Origin of the sequence: Agarilytica rhodophyticola, from assembly GCF_002157225.2 — a bacterium.
GTDB lineage: Bacteria > Pseudomonadota > Gammaproteobacteria > Pseudomonadales > Cellvibrionaceae > Agarilytica > Agarilytica rhodophyticola.
Window position 1 is genome coordinate 5143343 of record NZ_CP020038.1, and the last position, 20006, is coordinate 5163348.

The 20006-nt window shown below is 42.2% G+C and carries 10 protein-coding genes; 3 read left to right on the forward strand and 7 right to left on the reverse strand.

The features are described 5' to 3' along the window. Positions 1 to 173: 173 nt before the first annotated feature. Entirely contained in the window at positions 174 to 857 is a 684-nt protein-coding gene (locus BVC89_RS21365) for a LuxR C-terminal-related transcriptional regulator (RefSeq protein ID WP_086933151.1), read from the forward strand. 73 nt (positions 858 to 930) lie between these two features. Next, positions 931 to 3756, forward strand: a complete 2826-nt coding sequence (gene uvrA / locus BVC89_RS21370; protein WP_086933152.1) for an excinuclease ABC subunit UvrA — start codon at positions 931 to 933, stop codon at positions 3754 to 3756. A gap of 49 nt (positions 3757 to 3805) precedes the next feature. Here uvrA and BVC89_RS21375 read toward each other — a convergent pair whose 3' ends face one another. After that, positions 3806 to 4153, reverse strand: a complete 348-nt coding sequence (locus tag BVC89_RS21375) for a hypothetical protein (protein WP_086933153.1) — start codon at positions 4151 to 4153, stop codon at positions 3806 to 3808. 728 nt (positions 4154 to 4881) lie between these two features. Here BVC89_RS21375 and BVC89_RS21380 point away from each other — a divergent pair. Then, a complete protein-coding gene (locus BVC89_RS21380; RefSeq protein ID WP_086933154.1) occupies positions 4882 to 7842 on the forward strand; it encodes an MECDP-synthase in 2961 nt (986 codons plus the stop codon). Between the two features lie 82 nt (positions 7843 to 7924). Here BVC89_RS21380 and BVC89_RS21385 read toward each other — a convergent pair whose 3' ends face one another. The 6 genes from BVC89_RS21385 to malQ form a co-directional block, all read right to left on the reverse strand. After that, positions 7925 to 9481 (reverse strand): glycogen synthase, encoded by a 1557-nt coding sequence (locus tag BVC89_RS21385; RefSeq protein ID WP_245929177.1) that lies wholly within the window; start codon positions 9479 to 9481, stop codon positions 7925 to 7927. Between the two features lie 32 nt (positions 9482 to 9513). Continuing rightward, a complete protein-coding gene (gene glgC, locus BVC89_RS21390) occupies positions 9514 to 10776 on the reverse strand; it encodes a glucose-1-phosphate adenylyltransferase (protein ID WP_086933155.1) in 1263 nt (420 codons plus the stop codon). An 86-nt stretch (positions 10777 to 10862) separates the two neighbouring features. Beyond that, positions 10863 to 13304, reverse strand: coding sequence for a glycogen/starch/alpha-glucan phosphorylase (locus BVC89_RS21395; RefSeq protein ID WP_086933156.1), 2442 nt, complete (start codon positions 13302 to 13304; stop codon positions 10863 to 10865). Between the two features lie 21 nt (positions 13305 to 13325). Then, positions 13326 to 15458, reverse strand: coding sequence for a glycogen debranching protein GlgX (gene glgX / locus BVC89_RS21400; protein WP_086933157.1), 2133 nt, complete (start codon positions 15456 to 15458; stop codon positions 13326 to 13328). A gap of 4 nt (positions 15459 to 15462) precedes the next feature. Continuing rightward, positions 15463 to 17658 (reverse strand): 1,4-alpha-glucan branching protein GlgB, encoded by a 2196-nt coding sequence (gene glgB, locus BVC89_RS21405; RefSeq protein ID WP_086933158.1) that lies wholly within the window; start codon positions 17656 to 17658, stop codon positions 15463 to 15465. A gap of 79 nt (positions 17659 to 17737) precedes the next feature. Then, complete coding sequence (gene malQ / locus BVC89_RS21410; protein WP_086933159.1) at positions 17738 to 19891, reverse strand: 4-alpha-glucanotransferase; 2154 nt, start codon at positions 19889 to 19891, stop codon at positions 17738 to 17740. Positions 19892 to 20006: the final 115 nt, after the last annotated feature.

Here is a 20006-nt window from a genome sequence, read left to right on the forward strand (position 1 = left end):
AACAAGGACTATACTTTAGGTATAAAAAAGTGCCACTTCGTTTTGTGACACAAATTACGTTACAATATGCCAAGTTTTTGCATTATGTGCATTTTTTAGACAAAAACAAATATAAACAGTGACGATCCAAACAAATTTAGCGGTTTAACCGCTTTGTTCATTCAGGTAAAGACGTGTCAGAACAGAGTCAGGGCGCAAAAATCCCATTAATACACATTGCAATTGTTTCAAGTAATGAGAGCTTTCATACTACTCTTCTCGCTACTTTCATCGGTGAGCATATCAATGCCAAGTGCAGTATTATAAAGCGCGATACTAAAAAGCTCCCAGAAGACATTCAGCTCGTCTTGCTCGACTGCCTGCAGGAGAGTATAGACAGTTTAAACAACATATTACGTGAACTAAGTGCTCATTCTGACAATGTGGTGACAGCTCTGCTAAATGCTGAGCACAGTGATGAACATGAAAACCTATTGGATTGGCCTTGTGTCTCAGGGATATTCTACGTTGATACTCCCCAAGATCAGCTGTTACGCGGAATTGAACAATTGTTAGGCGGCGATTACTGGGTACCGAGACGACTGCTGCATAACTTTTTCAATAAGCACAGACAAATAGTCGCTGGCAAAAATCACGCAAGCCACTCCCTATCCAATATCCAGTTAACTAACCGCGAGCGGGAAATTCTTAAAATGATTAAAGACGGCATGAGTAATTCTGCCGTTTCCGCTTCTTTGTCTCTGAGCGAACATACCGTAAAGAGCCATCTCTATAACATTTATAAGAAGATAGGTGTCAGAAATAGGATGGAGGCCAGCAACTGGGCACGGGATCATCAAAATATCAACAACCTCTAAAGACTGTATATTGCCACAGTATTTCGAAACCCCGTATACTAGTCCGCTTTAAAATCAGCGGATCGGTAAATTAGTGGAAAAGATTATAGTTCGTGGGGCTCGTACTCATAATTTAAAAGACGTCGATATTGAAATCCCAAGGGATAAACTTGTTGTAATCACAGGCCTTTCAGGCTCAGGCAAATCTTCACTCGCATTTGACACACTATATGCCGAAGGACAAAGACGCTACGTAGAGTCTTTGTCGACCTACGCCAGGCAGTTTTTATCCATGATGGAAAAGCCAGATGTGGATCATATTGAAGGCTTAAGTCCAGCAATATCTATCGAACAAAAATCCACCTCTCACAACCCTCGCTCAACAGTGGGCACCATCACTGAAGTGTACGACTATTTGCGCTTGTTGTTTGCCCGTGTTGGCGAACCGAGGTGCCCTATTCACGGAGAGCCTCTGGCAGCACAAACCATATCCCAAATGGTAGACACTGTGCTGAAAATGCCTGAAGGCAGCAAAACCATGTTGCTCGCACCCATAGTTAGAGATCGTAAAGGTGAGCACTTACACGTATTAGAGTCTCTGCGCAGAGATGGATTTATCCGTGCTCGCATCGACAACATCGCAGTCGATCTGGATGATGCTCCTGCCCTTGATAAGAAGAAAAAACACACGATCGAAGTCATCGTTGACCGCTTTAAGGTAAGAGCAGACCTAAAAACTAGGCTTGCAGAGTCTTTTGAGACTGCCATTAACCTCTCTAGCGGCATCGCTATAATCGCTGATATGGATGGCAAAAATCCTGATCAAATATTTTCAGCTAAGCACTCCTGCCCTGTGTGTGACTACTCACTGGCAGAATTAGAGCCCCGCCTTTTCTCTTTTAACAACCCTGCTGGTGCTTGTCCTGAGTGTGACGGTTTAGGTGTAAAACAGTTTTTTTCTGAAGAGAAAATTGTCCAATTTCCAGAGTCTTCATTGTCTGAAGGTGCTATACGAGGTTGGGACAGACGCAACCTCTATTACTTCCATATGCTCAACTCTCTCGCCGAGCATTATGGCTTTGATATTGATAAGCCATGGAAGAAACTCACTAAAAAGCACCGTAATATCATTCTTTATGGTTCAAAAAATGAAGTGATTGACTTCAGCTATGTCAACGACAGAGGTGATACTTATCACCGCAGCCATACGTTTGAAGGGGTCATTCCCAATATGGATCGCCGCTATCGCGATACTGATTCGGCTTCAGTGCGAGAAGAACTGACAAAATTCCTCTCTACCATGAACTGCCCGGAATGTGATGGCGCCAGGCTGAAAAAAGATGCACGTCATGTATTTATAGATAATCGCAATCTTCCAACAATTACCGAAATGCCTGTGGGCGAAGCGTATACTTACTTCAAGAAGTTAAAGTTCACCGGAGCCAAGCGTAAGATTGCAGATAAAATCCTAAAAGAAGTAGAAGATCGCTTTCGCTTCCTAGTGGATGTTGGTCTTAATTATCTTACTCTTAATCGCAGTGCCGATACTCTCTCCGGTGGGGAAGCTCAACGTATTCGTTTGGCCAGTCAAATTGGTGCAGGCTTGGTGGGCGTTATGTACATTCTCGATGAGCCTTCAATAGGATTGCACCAACGGGACAACGACAGGCTACTCTCAACCCTCACACACTTACGTGACTTAGGCAACACTGTAATCGTGGTAGAGCACGATGAAGACGCCATACGAACCGCTGATTACGTCATTGATGTAGGCCCAGGTGCTGGGGTTCACGGTGGTCAGATCATCGCGGCAGGCAAATGCAGCCAAATAGAGAAGTCACGCAAGTCTCTCACTGGCGACTATTTGTCAGGACGAAAAGCCATAGATATTCCAGATGAGCGTCATCCTTACGATGAAGACCGAATATTGTCCCTCATCGGGGCAACCGGCAACAACCTGCAAGATGTAACGCTTAATATTCCATGCGGTCTTATGACCTGCATTACCGGGGTTTCTGGATCGGGCAAATCAACCCTTATTAACGGCACGCTCTACCCACTGGCAGCCACACATCTCAATGGTGCGACCACGTTAACTGCCGCTGAACATGAGGCCGTAGAGGGTCTGGAAAACTTTGATAAGTGTGTAGATATAGACCAAAGCCCTATTGGCAGAACACCGCGTTCCAATCCCGCTACTTACACCGGTATTTTTACACCAATTCGAGAATTATTTGCCGGCACCCCCGAGGCTAGAGCACGAGGTTATAAGCCGGGTCGCTTTAGCTTTAATGTAAAAGGAGGACGCTGTGAAGCATGCCAGGGCGACGGCGTTGTCAAAGTGGAAATGCACTTCTTACCCGATGTCTATGTGCCCTGTGATGTCTGCCATGGCAAGCGCTACAACCGAGAAACGCTGGATATTAAATACAAAGGCAAAAATATCCATGAGTGTTTGGATCTAACGGTGGAAGACGCACGTGAATTCTTTGATGCGATTCCCAGTGTTGCTAAGAAATTACAAACCTTAATGGATGTGGGGCTCTCTTATATACGTCTCGGGCAAGCTGCTACAACCCTTTCGGGTGGTGAGGCACAGCGGGTAAAACTTTCCAGGGAACTGTCTAAACGAGATACTGGTAAAACCCTATATATCCTGGATGAACCTACCACAGGTTTGCATTTTCACGATATCAAGCAACTGCTTATTGTACTCCATCGCTTGCGAGATCACGGTAACACCGTGGTTGTTATCGAACATAATTTAGACGTAGTGAAAACCGCTGACTGGATTATTGATCTAGGACCTGAAGGAGGTAGTGGTGGAGGGCAGATTATTGCTGAAGGGACACCTGAGCAAGTCACTAAAGTAAAGGGATCTCATACTGGACGCTTTTTAAAGCCGCTATTACAAAAATAGGGCTCTAAAGCCCTATTCTATCTCATTACATTAACGAGAATATTTCTAATTAAACGAGCTTGAGAGCGCAGTATTTAGGCGCCTCCTCGCTATCTGGTGAAAAATGCGGTAAAAAGTCATGGATTTTACGCGCAGCTTTTTCGATTGAACTCTTGGTAATTTCAATTTCATTGGCAATGGCGTCCAATTCGATACAGGAAGTCACAGAACCATGAGATGCAAGTACATCATCTAACTCTACCTGTACGCCTAATCCCTGCAAACCCAATCCTTGATCGCTATCCCAAGCAGAATTCAATAAAACAAAAGACACTGTAAAAATTGCTATAAGTAAAACGATAATTTTAATATTGCTAATAATGATAGATCTGGTGCCAAACAGAAAGTTTTCTTCCATTCCCCAACCGCCTCTCTAATCAACTAAAAGTTATGGTGCGCAGAATTGCACGAGACTCATTCAAAATCAAACTCCAAAATCGATATATTGGCTTACAAAAAAATAAAAATTTGAACAAGATCACATTTTTGGCACCTATTTCTAATAACACATATTAGCAGTTAAGTCATTGTCGCCCATAGCTTTTTTTGAAAAAAATGATTTAAATGTCAGCAATCAAAACTATTAACACGCATCACTTGGCGCATTATAAAACATATGGCGCACAAAATAACAAAAATGGCACTATCAAAATTACACCATTTGTAATAACTAAAACATCCTAAATTGTCAGTTTGAAATATAAATCACACAAACTCAGCGAAATATTGCAAGATTGTGAAGCTCACCAAACTTTATTTTAAGCGCCACTTTAGTGGTTAAGAAATAAGGCTAAGTTGCTCGGTGAAAAATATTTCGTCTTACGTGTTTGCAAGCGTTTATTTTTGTAGGTTTTCTCAGAGATTAGGTCTAGGCTAATTTCTGTAGAAAAGCTAAACTCGGATAAGAAAAATTATAAAAATTAAACAGCTGTTTGAAATCAAACCGAAACATGCATATGATGCAAGAGTACGTGCCAAAATGCACAATGATTAGTTTCAGTGGTGATTTCCCGATCTCTTTATCGAGGGGACTTCATTGTTGATGCCCCCCAAAGTAAATCAATAATAAATATCGAGGGATACAAGATGCTCAAGTACCGCCTTAGCAGTTTAATGCTTGCATCGATTCTAGGTCTCACCGCATGCGGTGGTGACGATGATCAAACAAGTAATACAAACGCCCCTATCAACCGAACTTTTGCAGTTTTCAGTCCAGCAACCAGTGAATTACCAATTCCAAATGACTTGTTGTTTGCCGCACAGTCACCGGCCGATGGCACCATGAGCGCTGGCGTTGATCCCGCGAATCCAGTGGTTACTGGTATTGATTCTTTAGACGGCAACTCAGTGATATCGCCTTTTGACATTCGATTTTCGTCTTCTCTTAATACAGCGCAAAACCTAAATGCCGCTAACTTTGTTGCCGCAGATGGCGCAGTGATACCCAATCCAAATCAGAATGTATTTCTGCTACCTTTAACCTATCCAAGTGGCGATGGCCTCAGCCAGGCATCGATTAATGGTAGTAGTGTAGAAGTTCCCACTTTCGCAGAAGCGGTAACATATCAAACTGCGGCAGCGACCTCTGATGCTGCGACACTAGGGGCATTGGCAATGCCCACTGCGCGTGCAGAACTTATTAGCCAAGATGGTGGTAACAATAATACTCTGCGTATTACGCCTCTTAAGCCTTTAATGCCAAAAACCAAATATCTTGTTGTTGTAACAGATGTAGAAGATCTCAATGGCAATCCTGTAACAGCATCTTCCTCATATGAATTATTGCGTGACCCAAGTAACGACCTTTCCATATTTGGTGCTGAAAGTGCAGCCTCTCTCACCGGTGTTAGAAATGCAATCCTGGGTTGGGAAAGATTGGCCGCTGGCTATTTTGGCTTTATGCAAACCGTATTTACTGCCGCTGGTGTTACTACGGCAAATGTGCCAAGCGCTGACGACATTATCTTCAGCATTACCTTTACCACAGGCGGCACAACCGATGTACTACAAAGCGTTGCAGCACCAGAGTACTTCTTTGAACAATCATTGAGAACAGGTGTCAAGAAAGATGCAATCATCAAGCTTGTAGATGGTACTTATACTCTATCAGGCATGCCTTCCACAGCGTCACCCACTCCTGTGGATACGGCAATTAATGGTACATTAAATACCCTATTAACAGCGCAAATGTTGCCAGGCGGACAGCCAAACCCCTTATTCAATGCAACTATCGCCGGCGCAATAGCTAGCGGCGCCGATTACGCCACCATTGCCCAGGACGCTACCGCTGCACATATTATGCAGCAGGCAGCAGCACAAGCGGCCATTGCCGTAAATGATGGCAGTGTTCCAGCGGTGGATAACGTATCTATTGCAAACGAAGCGCAAGGCACTGTGCAGGCCATTGTCGCAGGTATTTCATCGCAAGTTGGAAGCCCACTCGAAACTAGTGATGTCTTTCCTTTACCCGCACCAAGAGTAAGTAATTTCTTCCGCATGGATAGCGCAGATGACATCAACCCTGCACTTGCAGCTCCTGCCGTTATTTATCAAGGTGAAATCACCCTGCCCTACTATTTAGGCAGACCAGAAGATTCTGACCTTAGTCCTATTGTCACTGACTCCTGGGTAGCAAATGCTACTATCGGTGCAGCAATTGATTCTACCGGCGCAACCCCGCCATCAAGCCAAATTACCTACCGCTATCCATTCCCAACAAAACAGTCTGACGTCACTGTACCTGTTGTTGTTACCACACCAAATGAAGCAACACTTAATAGCCTTGGTGTAATGAAACCAGCTGAAGGTTGGCCAGTAGTTATATTCGTTCACGGTATCACAACAGATAGAAGTGCTTCGTTACCAATAGCTAACGCCTTATCCTTTGCATGTATCGCGCGTGATGCAGCAGGTATGCCGACAGGCCCAATTCCTGGCGTCCCCTGCTTTGCCACGATCGCTATAGACCAGCCTTTACACGGTATTGCTCCAGCAGGCAGTACTGTGCCTGGCTTGATGAGCGTGACTGATCCAGATGCAATGATTACAGCGAATGTCGGCGATAATATGCCTTCTGCCATGCTTACTGAACGCCACTTCGATGTCACAGCAGGCGCTGATGGACGGACACCCACGGCAATGGATTATACGGCTGACACCGGTAGCTCAGGCAGTTTATTCATCAACCTAACGAACTTTGTCAATGGACGCGATAACCTGCGTCAGATGTCGATTGACTTGTTAAACCTAAACGCATCGCTAGGCAGTATGGATTTAAACGATGATGGCACCGCCGACGATTTTGATACAGCAAACGTTTATTTTGTCGGCCATTCATTAGGTGGCATCAATGGCCTACCCTTTGTTGCCATTAACAATAGCGCCGCAGTACAGAACAGTGCCTTTATCAGTTCTAAGCCAATGGTAAAAGCAGCAGCAGCATTAGTATCAGGTGGTGGTACAACGCGCCTGCTAGCCAACTCTCAAAACTTTGCCCCTACTATCTTACAAGGCTTAGCTGCGGCAAATGAGTCTCTCGTGCAAGGTATGAGTGGCTTAGAGTCTTACTTCAACGTATTCCAGGGACTTTTAGATTCTGCCGATGTTATTAATTTTGCCAGTAGCCTATCTGATACTAATGCATCTACAGGTATCTTACTTACTGAAGTTATTGGTGACCGCACTATCCCAAATGCTGCCGACGAATCTCTAGGCACTGGCCCTCTTAATACTACTGTTGCTGATACAGGGTTTGTGATTAATGGCTTCCCAGCTCCCTTATCCGGAACAGAACCTCTTATCGCACAATTCGGTGCAATTCGTAGCGATTCTATTCCCGCTGCAGCCGATAGCGATGGTGATCCCGAAGTGCTAGTTTCACGGTTTACTGCAGGCTCTCACGGCACACCCGTGTCGGCAGATGATCCAGCGGCATTTGTTGAAATGGTTTCGCAGATCGTAGCCTTCTTCGCTCGCGATGGTATTGTGACAGATACGATAGTCACTAATCCTGATGTTATTGAGGATATGGATGAAGATGAAGGTTAGTCAAAAACAATAACTCTTCTAAAGATAAAAAAGCCCTGTAATTACAGGGCTTTTTTTTGCATATTACAGTTGCTCGTATAAATTAGATTAATTTATTCAAGTAATCTTTTGCCGATTTTTTCCACGTGAAACGCGCCTCTTTTGCTGCTTTAGATATTCGCAGCCACTTATCCTGATTACTTTTGTATAAAGCTAATGTTTGTTTAAAGAGATCTACTAATGCTTGAGCTTGTTCTTGAATATTATCGCCAGAAAAAACAAAGCCATTTTTATCGTGAGATACAGTATCTTTTAAACCACCCACAGCATTTACGATGCACGGCTGCCCCGAGCGCATAGCGAGCATTTGACTAATACCACAAGGTTCAAAAGAGCTAGGCATTAGGAATAAATCACCAAAATTATAGAGCGCTTTAGAGACTTCATCAGAATAACCATTTAAGAAAATAAAGTTTTGGTTTTCAGCGCTGGCTTGACAAAGAAAGGCTTCTAAATGGGGATTGCCACTGCCCAACATAATTAATGTTCCAGTGTTTGCCAATTCATCTAGCACGCCTTGTAATGCCGTTTTCCCACAAGCTAGAGGTGTGTTTAGAATCCTCACCTTTTGCTCTGTTAAGCGACCAATTGAGGTTATGGTTATGCCGATATTTTTTTTCTTACCCCAGCTGGTAATATCTGAATCCGCCAGCCAATGCGCAGTAGCCAAAGTTTGATCTTTGGCAGCCCAACGTCTTATCGATAGCTGAATTAATTTGGTAATTTTTCCTTGGCTTAGAGGCGTAGCGTCAAACTTTTCTGGATATTCGCAACCGTTGAGAATGCCAAAAACTTCAGCTCGGTCGTCACGCATTTTTAAATCGTTTTCTAAACCGTCACCACCATATAGTCCAGCATCGTAGTCGCTGCTTTGTAAAATTTCTTTGGCATAAGTAGGTGATACCGTTTGCACGCGATCACAGAGCAAAATTCCCGCTCGCATAGGATTTACGCAATCGCTATAACGGGGATCAATGATTTTATCAATACTATAATGTAGATCTGGAAACCAGTGTTTAAAAGATGACTCATCACCATCGAAGGGACGCACACCTTGCATAGCAAGATTATGAATAGTGTAAATAGTTTTAATATCACGTAGAGAAGTGTGTTCCTCTGCAAACTTAATTAATATAAGTAAAAAAGCAGTGTGCCAATCATGACAATGTAAAACGTTAGGTTTAGGGATAAGATTATCAGTAATTGCTTGAGCAACGCATGAGCAGAAAAAGGCGAATTTGATTGCATCGGAAGCAAACGGGCGATGATCTTCATCATCATTATAAATACATTCCCCTTTGCGAGAAAATTCTGAATGGTGAATAATGTAGTGATCCGCGTTATCAGCACCTTCTGATTTACGTAGAACATCCACATAATAATGACGGGAAGAAAATTTTACATTAATTCCACCAATATTTTCTAAACCATCGAGCCGAGCAAGAAACCCATAAGAAGGAATCACAGTATCGACAACAACTCCCTCTTGGATTAAGGCTTTCGGCAAATCTCGTATTACATCACCGACACCACCAATTTTTGCTCCTGGCAGCGCATCGTTTTCTGCCGCTGCCATTAGTATGCGTTGCTTTTGCTTCATTTAAAACCTCGGGCAGACATGCCCTTAAATTATCAACCACTAATTTTTTGTAACATTTCCCTAGTGACAAGAACGACGCCTTTTTTCGTTACTCTAAAGCCTCGTTCACGATCGTGGTCGTGATCATAACCAATCACCATACCATCAGGAATTTCACATTCACTATCGACGATAACACGTTTAAGCTTCACATTTCGATGAATTTCCACCTCAGGCAAAATCACCGATTCATCCATATCAGAAAACGAATGCACTCTTACATTAGAAAATAACAATGAGTTTTTAACTCGCCCTCCCGATACTATACAACCACCTGAGACAATCGAATCTACGGCATAACCACGGCGGCCATCATCATCAAAGACAAACTTGGCTGGAGGCAATTGTTTTTGGTATGTCCAAATTGGCCATTCATCTTGATATAGGTTTAATGCCGGATCAGGAGAAACTAACTCCATATTAGCTTCCCAAAAAGAATCCAGTGTTCCTACATCTCGCCAATAAGATGCTTGGTTAGTATCATGATCGCGAAAACGATAAGCAAAGACATTGTGAGTATTAATAATTTCAGGAATTATATTTTTGCCAAAGTCGTGCTCGGATTCGGGATCCTGTGCGTCTTTTTGTAAGATATCCAATAAAAAGTCGGTATTAAAAATATAGTTCCCCATCGAAGCAAGAGTATGCCCCGGCATATCGGCAAGTTCTGTAGGACTTTTTGGTTTCTCATCAAACTTTTTAATACGATTATTGTCATCAACTGTCATCACACCAAATGCACCAGCAGCTTCTTCAACAGGCACCTCAATACAAGAAACCGTAAGATCTGCTCCACTTTCAACATGAGAAGCCAACATTGACCCATAGTCCATTTTATAAATATGGTCACCAGACAGTACCAGCACATACTTAGGTTTTTGCTCGGCAATAATATCAATATTTTGAAACAACGCGTCTGCCGTGCCCTGATACCAATTAGGTGAAAAACGTTGCGACGCTGGCAAAATTTCAACATATTCCCCTAACTCACTTTTAAAGTGACTCCAGCCGTGCATAACATGCCGAATAAGCGAGTGCGCCTTATACTGCGTTAAAATACCCACCCGGCGAATACCAGAATTAACACAGTTAGATAAAGGGAAGTCAATAATTCTAAATTTCCCTCCAAAATGCAGCGCTGGTTTTGCACGCCAGTCTGTGAGTTCATGAAGTCGACTTCCACGACCACCGGCAAGAACTAAGGCAACAGTGTCACGGGTTAACCTACTGACAAAGCGAGAATTAGGGTCAAGCATGAGGCTTCTCCTGAATATATGGTGTGAGTTACCACTTTGTAAAAGATATTAATGAACGCATTCTGATATATGTTTTTATTAATTTATTATATTGACCAAATTTGATTAGCATACTCTCTAATAGTTCTATCGCTAGAGAAATGGCCGCTAGATGCAGTATTGAGAATACTCGATCGCGTCCAACGATTGGTATCTGCATAAGCTTGTGCCGCCAATTCTTGTGTATCGATATAACTGCGGAAATCTGCTGCCACCATCCAAGGGTCGTTCGGATTGCGAATACTTCTAATAATAGGCTCAAACACTCCTGGTTCAAACATACTAAAATGTCCACACTCGATAAGATTAATAACTCGACGAAGATCTTCATCCACAGCAATTAAATCATTTGGATTGTTATAAGCTCGATACTGAGCAATCTCACCAACCTTTAAGCCAAATAAAAAGAAATTATCTTCTCCTACTGCATCCAGTATTTCGATATTAGCACCGTCATAAGTACCAATGGTGATAGCACCATTCATCATAAATTTCATGTTGCCTGTACCAGAAGCTTCTTTTCCTGCAGTAGAGATTTGCTCCGACAAATCAGTTGCTGGACATATCACTTCCATAGATGTAACACGATAATTCGGGAAAAATACAACTTTTAATTTAGAGGCGACTTTAGGGTCAGAATTAACTACCTTAGCTACATTATTTGTTAGTTTGATAATAAGTTTAGCGAAAGCATAACCCGGCGCGGCCTTACCTCCTATAAGAACGCAACGAGGAAGAATTTCTTCTCCACGAATAACTCTGTCATACAGGTGTATAATATGCAGCACATTCAATAACTGTCTTTTATATTCGTGAATGCGTTTTACTTGCACATCAAACATGAATTGGGGATCAAAATTAACACCACACTTTTGATTTACTAAGTTTGCCAACCGTACTTTATTATTATATTTTACTTGTCGCCATTTATCTTGAAAGGCGGTATCTCCAGCGTATTTTTTCAACTTGGCTAAATCATCTAAGTGGCATACCCACTTATCGCCTATAGCTGAATTCATTAGCTGACTCAATTCTTTATTACAATGAGCCAACCAGCGCCGAGGCGTTACGCCATTGGTTTTATTATTGAATTTCTTTGGCCAAAGGTCATGAAAATCTTTAAACAAGCCAGTGGTTAATAACTGTGAATGAAGCGCCGCAACACCATTAACAGAAAAGCTACCAATAATAGCAAGGTAAGCCATGCGTACGTGAGGCTCATCGCCTTCTTCAATAATGGACATACGTCGTTGGCGATCGACATCACCTGGCCACTTCTGTGCGACTTCTTGTAAAAACCGACTATTAATTTCATAAATAATATCTAAAATACGTGGCAGAAGTTGGCCAATTAATCGAACGGACCATTTTTCTAAGGCTTCAGGCAATAATGTATGATTAGTATACGCCATGGTTTGGCAAGTAATCGCCCAGGCCTCGTCCCACTGTTGGTTATAATCGTCTACCAACAAACGCATTAACTCAGCAACAGCTAGCGTCGGATGAGTATCATTAAGCTGAAAACAATGGCTTTCAGCAAAAGTAGAAAAATCCTTTTTGTTTTCCTTAGTCCAAGTGTCCAGCACGTCTTGTAAACTTGCTGAGGCTAAAAAGTATTGCTGTCTTAAACGTAGCTCTTTACCACTCTCACTTGAATCATTGGGATACAAGACCATGGTAATCTGTTCTGCAGTATTTTTTTGAGCAACCGCGTCGGAATAATCACCAGCATTGAAATCAGCCAAATTGAACTCATCAGTAGCTGCGGCTTTCCACAGACGAAGTGTATTGATTTTATCATTGCGATAGCCGGGAATAGGCATATCATAAGGTACAGCAAGCACATCTTGAGTATTGCACCAGCGTGCGCACTGCTCGCCTTGTTCATTAGTGTAAAACTCAGAATGACCATAAAACTTAACATGCTTAGTATCTTTCGGTCTTTCAATTTCCCATGGACTGCCATCACGCAACCAATGATCAGGTTGTTCTATCTGGTAGCCTTCATCGAAGCTTTGATGAAACATACCGTATTCATAGCGGATACCATAGCCGGTCACAGGTAAATTTAAAGACGCACAACTATCCATAAAACAAGCCGCTAAACGTCCAAGGCCGCCATTACCTAAGCCTGCGTCTTTTTCTTCACTCTCAATATCTTCATAGGCACAACCAAAATCTTTTAATGCTGTGCGAACCGCTTCGTCAAGATCTAAATTTAATACTGTATTAGTGAGACTGCGACCAAGTAAAAATTCTAAGGAAAGATAGAACACTTTCTTTTTAGCATTATTTTTCTCGTCTTCGATGGAAAGGCGCCAACGCTCCATCACTCTGTCGCGAACAGTCAAGGCTAAAGCGTTTAGCATTTCACCATCAGTCTCGTCTGTATCAAAGTGCCCCAATGTAAAATTAAAGTGGCGATGTAAATCACTCGTCACCTGTTTTAAATTGTTACCTAGAACTAATTTCTTTTCAGTAGAACTCATATTAAGCTAACCTACATACAGCTATTCAAAGTTGGCCGACAACACTTGCATTGACTTGTGTTTCATGACAATCGCATTTTCTGTCAAGCTAATAGTATTTTTAGGCACACCATCTATCTCACAGGTATCGAGCAATGGTGTCCACTTCTTAACATTCATATCTTGTGGTAAATAAAACTCTTCGGGCTCATTCCCCGCATTAAAAAGGAGTAACAGTATAGATTTTTCTACTGTGGAATTATTTGTAACGCTGCTATTTTCTAGCACCCAGGTAAGCGTATGTCGATCTGCCTCTTGCCACTGCTGCTCACTCATTTCACAGCCTTCAGGGTTGTACCAGTGAACTCGACTAATATTCTCATCTTCTAATTCTTTTGGTCGATGAATATAGGCTTTGGATGTAAATAATGGATATTGTTGGCGTAAAGAAATAACGTAACGAGTAAATAATTGTAAATAGCGATCATTGTCAGCGATATTTTTCCAGGCGATCCAATTTATATTATTATCCTGGCAATAAGCGTTATTGTTTCCTTGTTGAGTGCGTCCTAATTCATCGCCCGCTAACAACATTGGCGTGCCTTGTGAAAGAAATAATGTAGCAATAAAGTTTCTTTTCTGCCGATCCCTCAGTTCGATAATTTCGGCATTATTAGATTCCCCTTCCTCGCCATGGTTGTAACTAAAATTCGAATGATGACCATCATTATTGTTTTCATTATTCGCATAATTGTTACGTTCGTTATAGCTCACCAAATCATTCAGGGTAAAACCATCATGGCTAGAAATAAAATTAATCGTAGCCGAAGGTGCACGACCTGAGTGCTCGAACAAATCACTGGAGCCATGTATTCTACGTGCAAATTCTGGCAAAACTTCCGCATCACCTCGCCAAAAACATCTCACAATATCGCGGTAACGATCATTCCATTCTGACCAACCTGAAGGATAGTTACCCACTTGATAACCTCCAGGCCCTATATCCCAGGGCTCTGCAATCATTTTACAGGAAGCCAGAATAGGGTCTTGTCTGATGGCATCAAAGAAGCCACTGCCAGGATCAAACCCTCCCGTTTCACGACCGAGCACGGTGGCCAAATCAAAGCGGAATCCATCCACACCTAGCTCTGCCCAGTAACGAAGGCTATCCATTACCATCTGCAAGACCCGGGGATGTTTCGCATTAAGGGTATTACCACAGCCGGTATCATTAATATAAAAACGCGCATCGTGAGCCTCTAAACCATAGTAGGAGGCATTATCTATACCTCTAAAAGACAAGGTCGGGCCAAGTCGATTGCCTTCAGCAGTATGGTTATAAACTACATCAAGTATAACTTCCAATTCCACCGCATGTGCTGCGTCAATGAATTGTTTAAATTCGATAATATCGTTATTTTTTAAATAAGCATGATGTACAGTAAAAAAGTTTAAACTGTTGTAGCCCCAATAATTTGTTAACTTATTATCGATTAAGAATTTCTCATCAATGTAGACGTGTACAGGCAATAACTCTATGGCGGTCACACCTAACTGTTTTATATAGGAGAGAACTTCAGGCTGGGCTAGACTACTAAAAAATCCTCGCTCAGACTCCGCCAGCGCCATATTAAGTTTACTGAACCCCTTAACATGCAGCTCATAAATGATGGTTTTATTCCAAGGAATATTAGGCTTCGGCGGCGACAGTGCATTTTTCACCAGTAAAGCATCGTTATCCACGACCACGCACTTCACCATCTCAGCGGCATTATCACGTTCATCGATAATCAGGTCTTGATCCTCATTATCTTCATTCGCCGTATATCCCAGCATTGTGTTAGACCAGTGAAAAGTCCCAAATAATTGCTTGGCATAGGGATCAATCAATAGCTTATGCGGATTGAAACGATGGCCATTCTGAGGCTCGTATGGACCATATACACGATAACCGTAAATTGCTCCGGCTGTTAAACCTTCGACATAAACGTGCCAAACCTGATCTGTGCAAACGGCAAGATTAATCCTTTGAATTTCTCTGCAGCCTTCTGGATCAAACAAGCACAACTCTACTCGTTGTGCATTTGCTGAAAAAATTGCGAAGTTAACCCCTTGCTTATCTGCAGTAGCTCCGAGGGGATAAGGAAGACCTTCAGAAGCGTTATAGCAATTCAATGTTTTATCCCTTTAACTGAATGAATACAGTTGCCAATGGAGGCACATCAAGCTCAATAGAATGATCTCGATAATGCCATGGTACTTCTTGTGACTGCATAGCATCACAACTATTAACACCAGAACCACCGTACAACGTGTCATCCGTATTAATTATTTGAATGTAACTTCCCGGCATATTGACACCTAGCCGGTAGGCAGTGCGCACAATAGGCGTAAAGTTACTAACCACAATGATGTCACCATGGCCACTTTTAGCTTTGCGTATAAACGCAAAAATGGAGTTATGCCTATCATCAGCTTCGATCCATTCAAAGCCATTTTCTTCAAAATCATTTTCGTACAGGGCAGGAGTTTGCTGATAAATAGAATTAAGGTTCTTTACAAGAGTTTGCACACCTTTATGCTCGGCAATATCCAATTGATGCCAACAGACACTGTTGTTGTAATCCCATTCTGGGCCTTGGGCAAACTCGCTCCCCATAAACAATAATTTCTTACCTGGGTGTGCCCACATAAAACCATAATACGCACGCAAACTGGCAAACTTTTGCCAAGTGTCTCCAGGCATTCGGTCTAAAATGGAACCTTTACCATGCACCACCTCGTCATGGCTAAGAGGTAAAATAAAGTTTTCACTAAAGGCATAATATAGGCTAAAAGTCATATCATGATGGTGGTATTGACGGTGTACCGATTCTTTTGACATATAATCTAAACTGTCATTCATCCATCCCATATTCCATTTATAACCGAAGCCTAAGCCACCGTACTGTGTCGGTTTTGATACACCCGGCCAAGAAGTTGATTCTTCAGCAACCATCATGGCATTAGGATAATTTTTATAAACACGCTCATTGGTCAAGCGAATAAAATCAATCGCTTCAAGATTTTCCCGACCACCATAAGCATTAGGAATCCACTGACCGTCTTCGCGGCTATAATCCAGATACAACATGGAAGCAACGGCATCAACTCTAAGGCCATCAATATGATAATAGTCAAACCAAAAAATGGCATTGGCCATTAAATAACTGACCACTTCTTTTCTGCCGTAGTTGTAGATAAAAGTGTTCCAATCAGGGTGAAAACCCTGACGGGCATCGGCATGTTCGTATAGGGGCGTGCCATCAAACACACCTAAGCCGTGAGCATCTGTCGGAAAATGCCCTGGCACCCAATCTATAAGCACAGCTAAATCATTTTGATGACATTGATCGATAAAATACTTAAAGTCATCTGGCGAACCAAAGCGACTCGTAGGTGCGTACATGCCGACCGGTTGATATCCCCATGAGCCATCGTATGGGAATTCACTGACAGGCATTAGTTGGATGTGGGAGAACCCCATTTCCTTAACGTAGGGGATAAGGTCTCGCGCTAACTCACGATAACTCAGATAACGATTATTTTCTTCAGGAACACGGCGCCAAGAACCAAGGTGAAGCTCATATATAGATATTGGTCTATTTATGTTTGTCCATGAGTCTCTTTTGGCTACCCAGTGGTCATCTCCCCAGTGATAAGTATGAGGATCAATCACAATAGAGGCCTGTTCAGGTGGTTTTTGTGCGTAAAAACCCATGGGATCAGCTTTATGGGGCAATACATTGCCATCTTTTGCTTTTATCTCATATTTATACATGGCTCCAACATCAACCGCTGGAATAAATATTTCCCATACACCAGTGGGAAGCAAATTACGCATAACATGCCTGCGTCCATCCCAGAAATTAAAATCTCCAACCACAGATACGCGCAGAGCGTTAGGTGCCCATACTGTAAAACGACAACCTTCCACACCATCAATTGTTATTAAATGAGCACCGAGAAAACTGTAGGCTTTTTCATGCGTCCCTTCCGCATAAAGATATAGATCACTTTCAGCAATGCTCGATCCGAAACGATAAGGGTCTTCTACTTCTACTGACTGACCATCATAATATGCTCTTAAACGGTAACGCTCACAGTCTGAGTTACTGCATATACCGCTAAAAATACCCGCCTCATGCATACGAGTCATTACAGCTACTGCATTACCATGTTGGTAATCAATTACCTCCACTTTATCAGCAGCGGGTAAAAAAACTCGAATAATACTTGTCGACTCGTCTAACGCATGCCTTCCTAAATAAGCAAATACATTATCGCAATTGGAATCTGCAATAGACTGTAAAGTATCTTTGGAAATTGTATCCATAGTTACACCTATCTTTTTATTCTAGACAAGCCAAAAACCTAGACAATATTATATTATTAATAGTATTTAGGATATAACTCTAAAACTTACGCTGCTGGTCAATTGTTGCTAGAACCTGCTTTATTCTCTTATCAGTAACTATCTCTGATAGCGGCAAAGATAGCTTACGCTGCCAATTGTTATATTCTTTAAAAGTCCCAGGCACATTAACAGGCTCATCCATCAACAACAGATCCTCAAGCTGCAACACAAACATTTTTGAGTTTGCTCTACTAGACAACTGCAGAATTGCCGCAACTAGATCTGCATCGGCTTTTTCATTCAAAGTACGCTCTGACCAGCTTTCTGGACAAAGACCTGTTGTTTGCAGAATCTGCATCAGATGCAGTTTCTCTTGCTCTCTCTCATATTGAATATCGGAGTAGTTAACATTTTCATCTAGCAGATTTAAATTCAATCTCAGCTCTAGGTCCGTACCATTCCACCAGCTGACTAAGGTAGGAAGGTCGTGGTTATTGACCATGGCTAAGGAATGGGAATCGTATTGTGCTGGACTTTTAAAGCTCTTATCCTGCTCCTTCTCAAAATAGAATACTTTATTAGTGAAAATTTTCGCTTTATTTATGGTATTGCGAAATTCATCGGGAACCACCCCCAGATCCTCACCAATAACCAAACAGTTATTGAGGTAGCTTTCTAATTTCAACAAACTGAGCATTTCGTAGAAAGGATAATACACATAAGCGCCCTCAGCAGCAGTTTGCCCAGGAGGACACCACCATAGACGCATTAGGCTCATGGCATGGTCTATACGTAATGCACCGCAACTACTCATATTTTCTCGTAACAGCTGAATAAAATGTCGATATCCCGAAGCTCTCATCTCAGAGGGAATCGCCGGTGGCAACCCCCAATTTTGGCCCGTATCAGAAAAGGGATCAGGAGGAGCCCCCACTGAAGAATGACCACAAAACAACATGCTGTTTTCAGAAACCTCAGCTCCGCCACCATCTGCACCAACGGCCAAATCGCGGATCAAGCCTATTTTCATACCACTCTTTTTTGTTTCATTTTGGCATTCTTCTAGTTGCAGGTGAGACAACCATTGAAGATAGCAATGAAACAGTAGCCCCAACTGGGTTCTAGTTTTTGGCTTTGTTAAATCCAGTAGGTCGTGGTAGATATATTCTGATTGTTCCTCGTTTTGGATAATATAACGTGCGTTTGACCAACGTTGGTGGGTGGCTTCGTAGTAAGCAAAAAGCAACAAGCTTCTGCCATTTGTATTGATATAATGGCTAAAATCGCGATAACGAGCACTATCGATATGGAATTCATTATCAATAAAAACATCAAACATATGCTCTAGGGCTTGATACTTTAGATCTCTCACCCTGACATAATCCACTTCAGGAGCATTGCGAAGCTCCACCAAAAGCGCTTGATGCTCGATAGTAATATTACTAGTGAAATCTTGCACCGCCGCAGGGTCGAGATAAAGAGGATTAAGATATCTTCGGTCTGACGGACTATAAGGGCTAAAATAATCTTTAAGATCACAAGATAAAGCGTGTAAAGGATTTAAGCCAATAACATCGGCTCCTTGCGCCGCTATAAATTGCACGAGGTTTTTAAGGTCGGTGAAATCACCAATCCCCCAATTACGATCAGATTTCAGCGTATAAAGTTGAATGATCACACCCCAAACCTTATCTCCTGTATCCGCCCACGAGCTTTGATAAGTCAAGGATGGAGATACGGCCAAACGCTTCCTTTCTGTTTTTTCACTCGTGCTAACAGATAACCAGTAGTAGTTTGGCTCAAGCCTACCTATAACGACCTTTCTACGACTATATCTCGATTCTTCAAAGATGTAGTTTCCGGTTTCTTGTAGATCATCATAAAAAAATTTACCTGAGCGAACAGGTTCGTCGTCATCATTGGATATTGTCCATGTAAACTCTTGTCCTATATCGTGGGGGCGTAAGTTTATGTCAAAACTAGCCCCCTCACCTGCCTCAACAATATTTAGTTCTTTGAGCCAGAACATCCAGGGTTCAACATCGAGTTTATGTGCATCTGCTGCGACACTATCAGCATTTGAGACATCAACCCCCATGGCTTTAAGAAGGTTAATTCTATTTTCGAAGGGAACATGAATATGATCCCCTTTGTAGTTTAAATAATCTGCTGCTACGCCACACCAATAAAACAGCCGATCAAGATCACTCATAAAATACAGCCTGCCTAGTTATTATTTGAGCACAATGACATAGTGAAATGTGCTATTTCCCTGCGGATCGTCTCATACCTACCAATCCATATTACTAGACAAAAAAAGAAAAGGC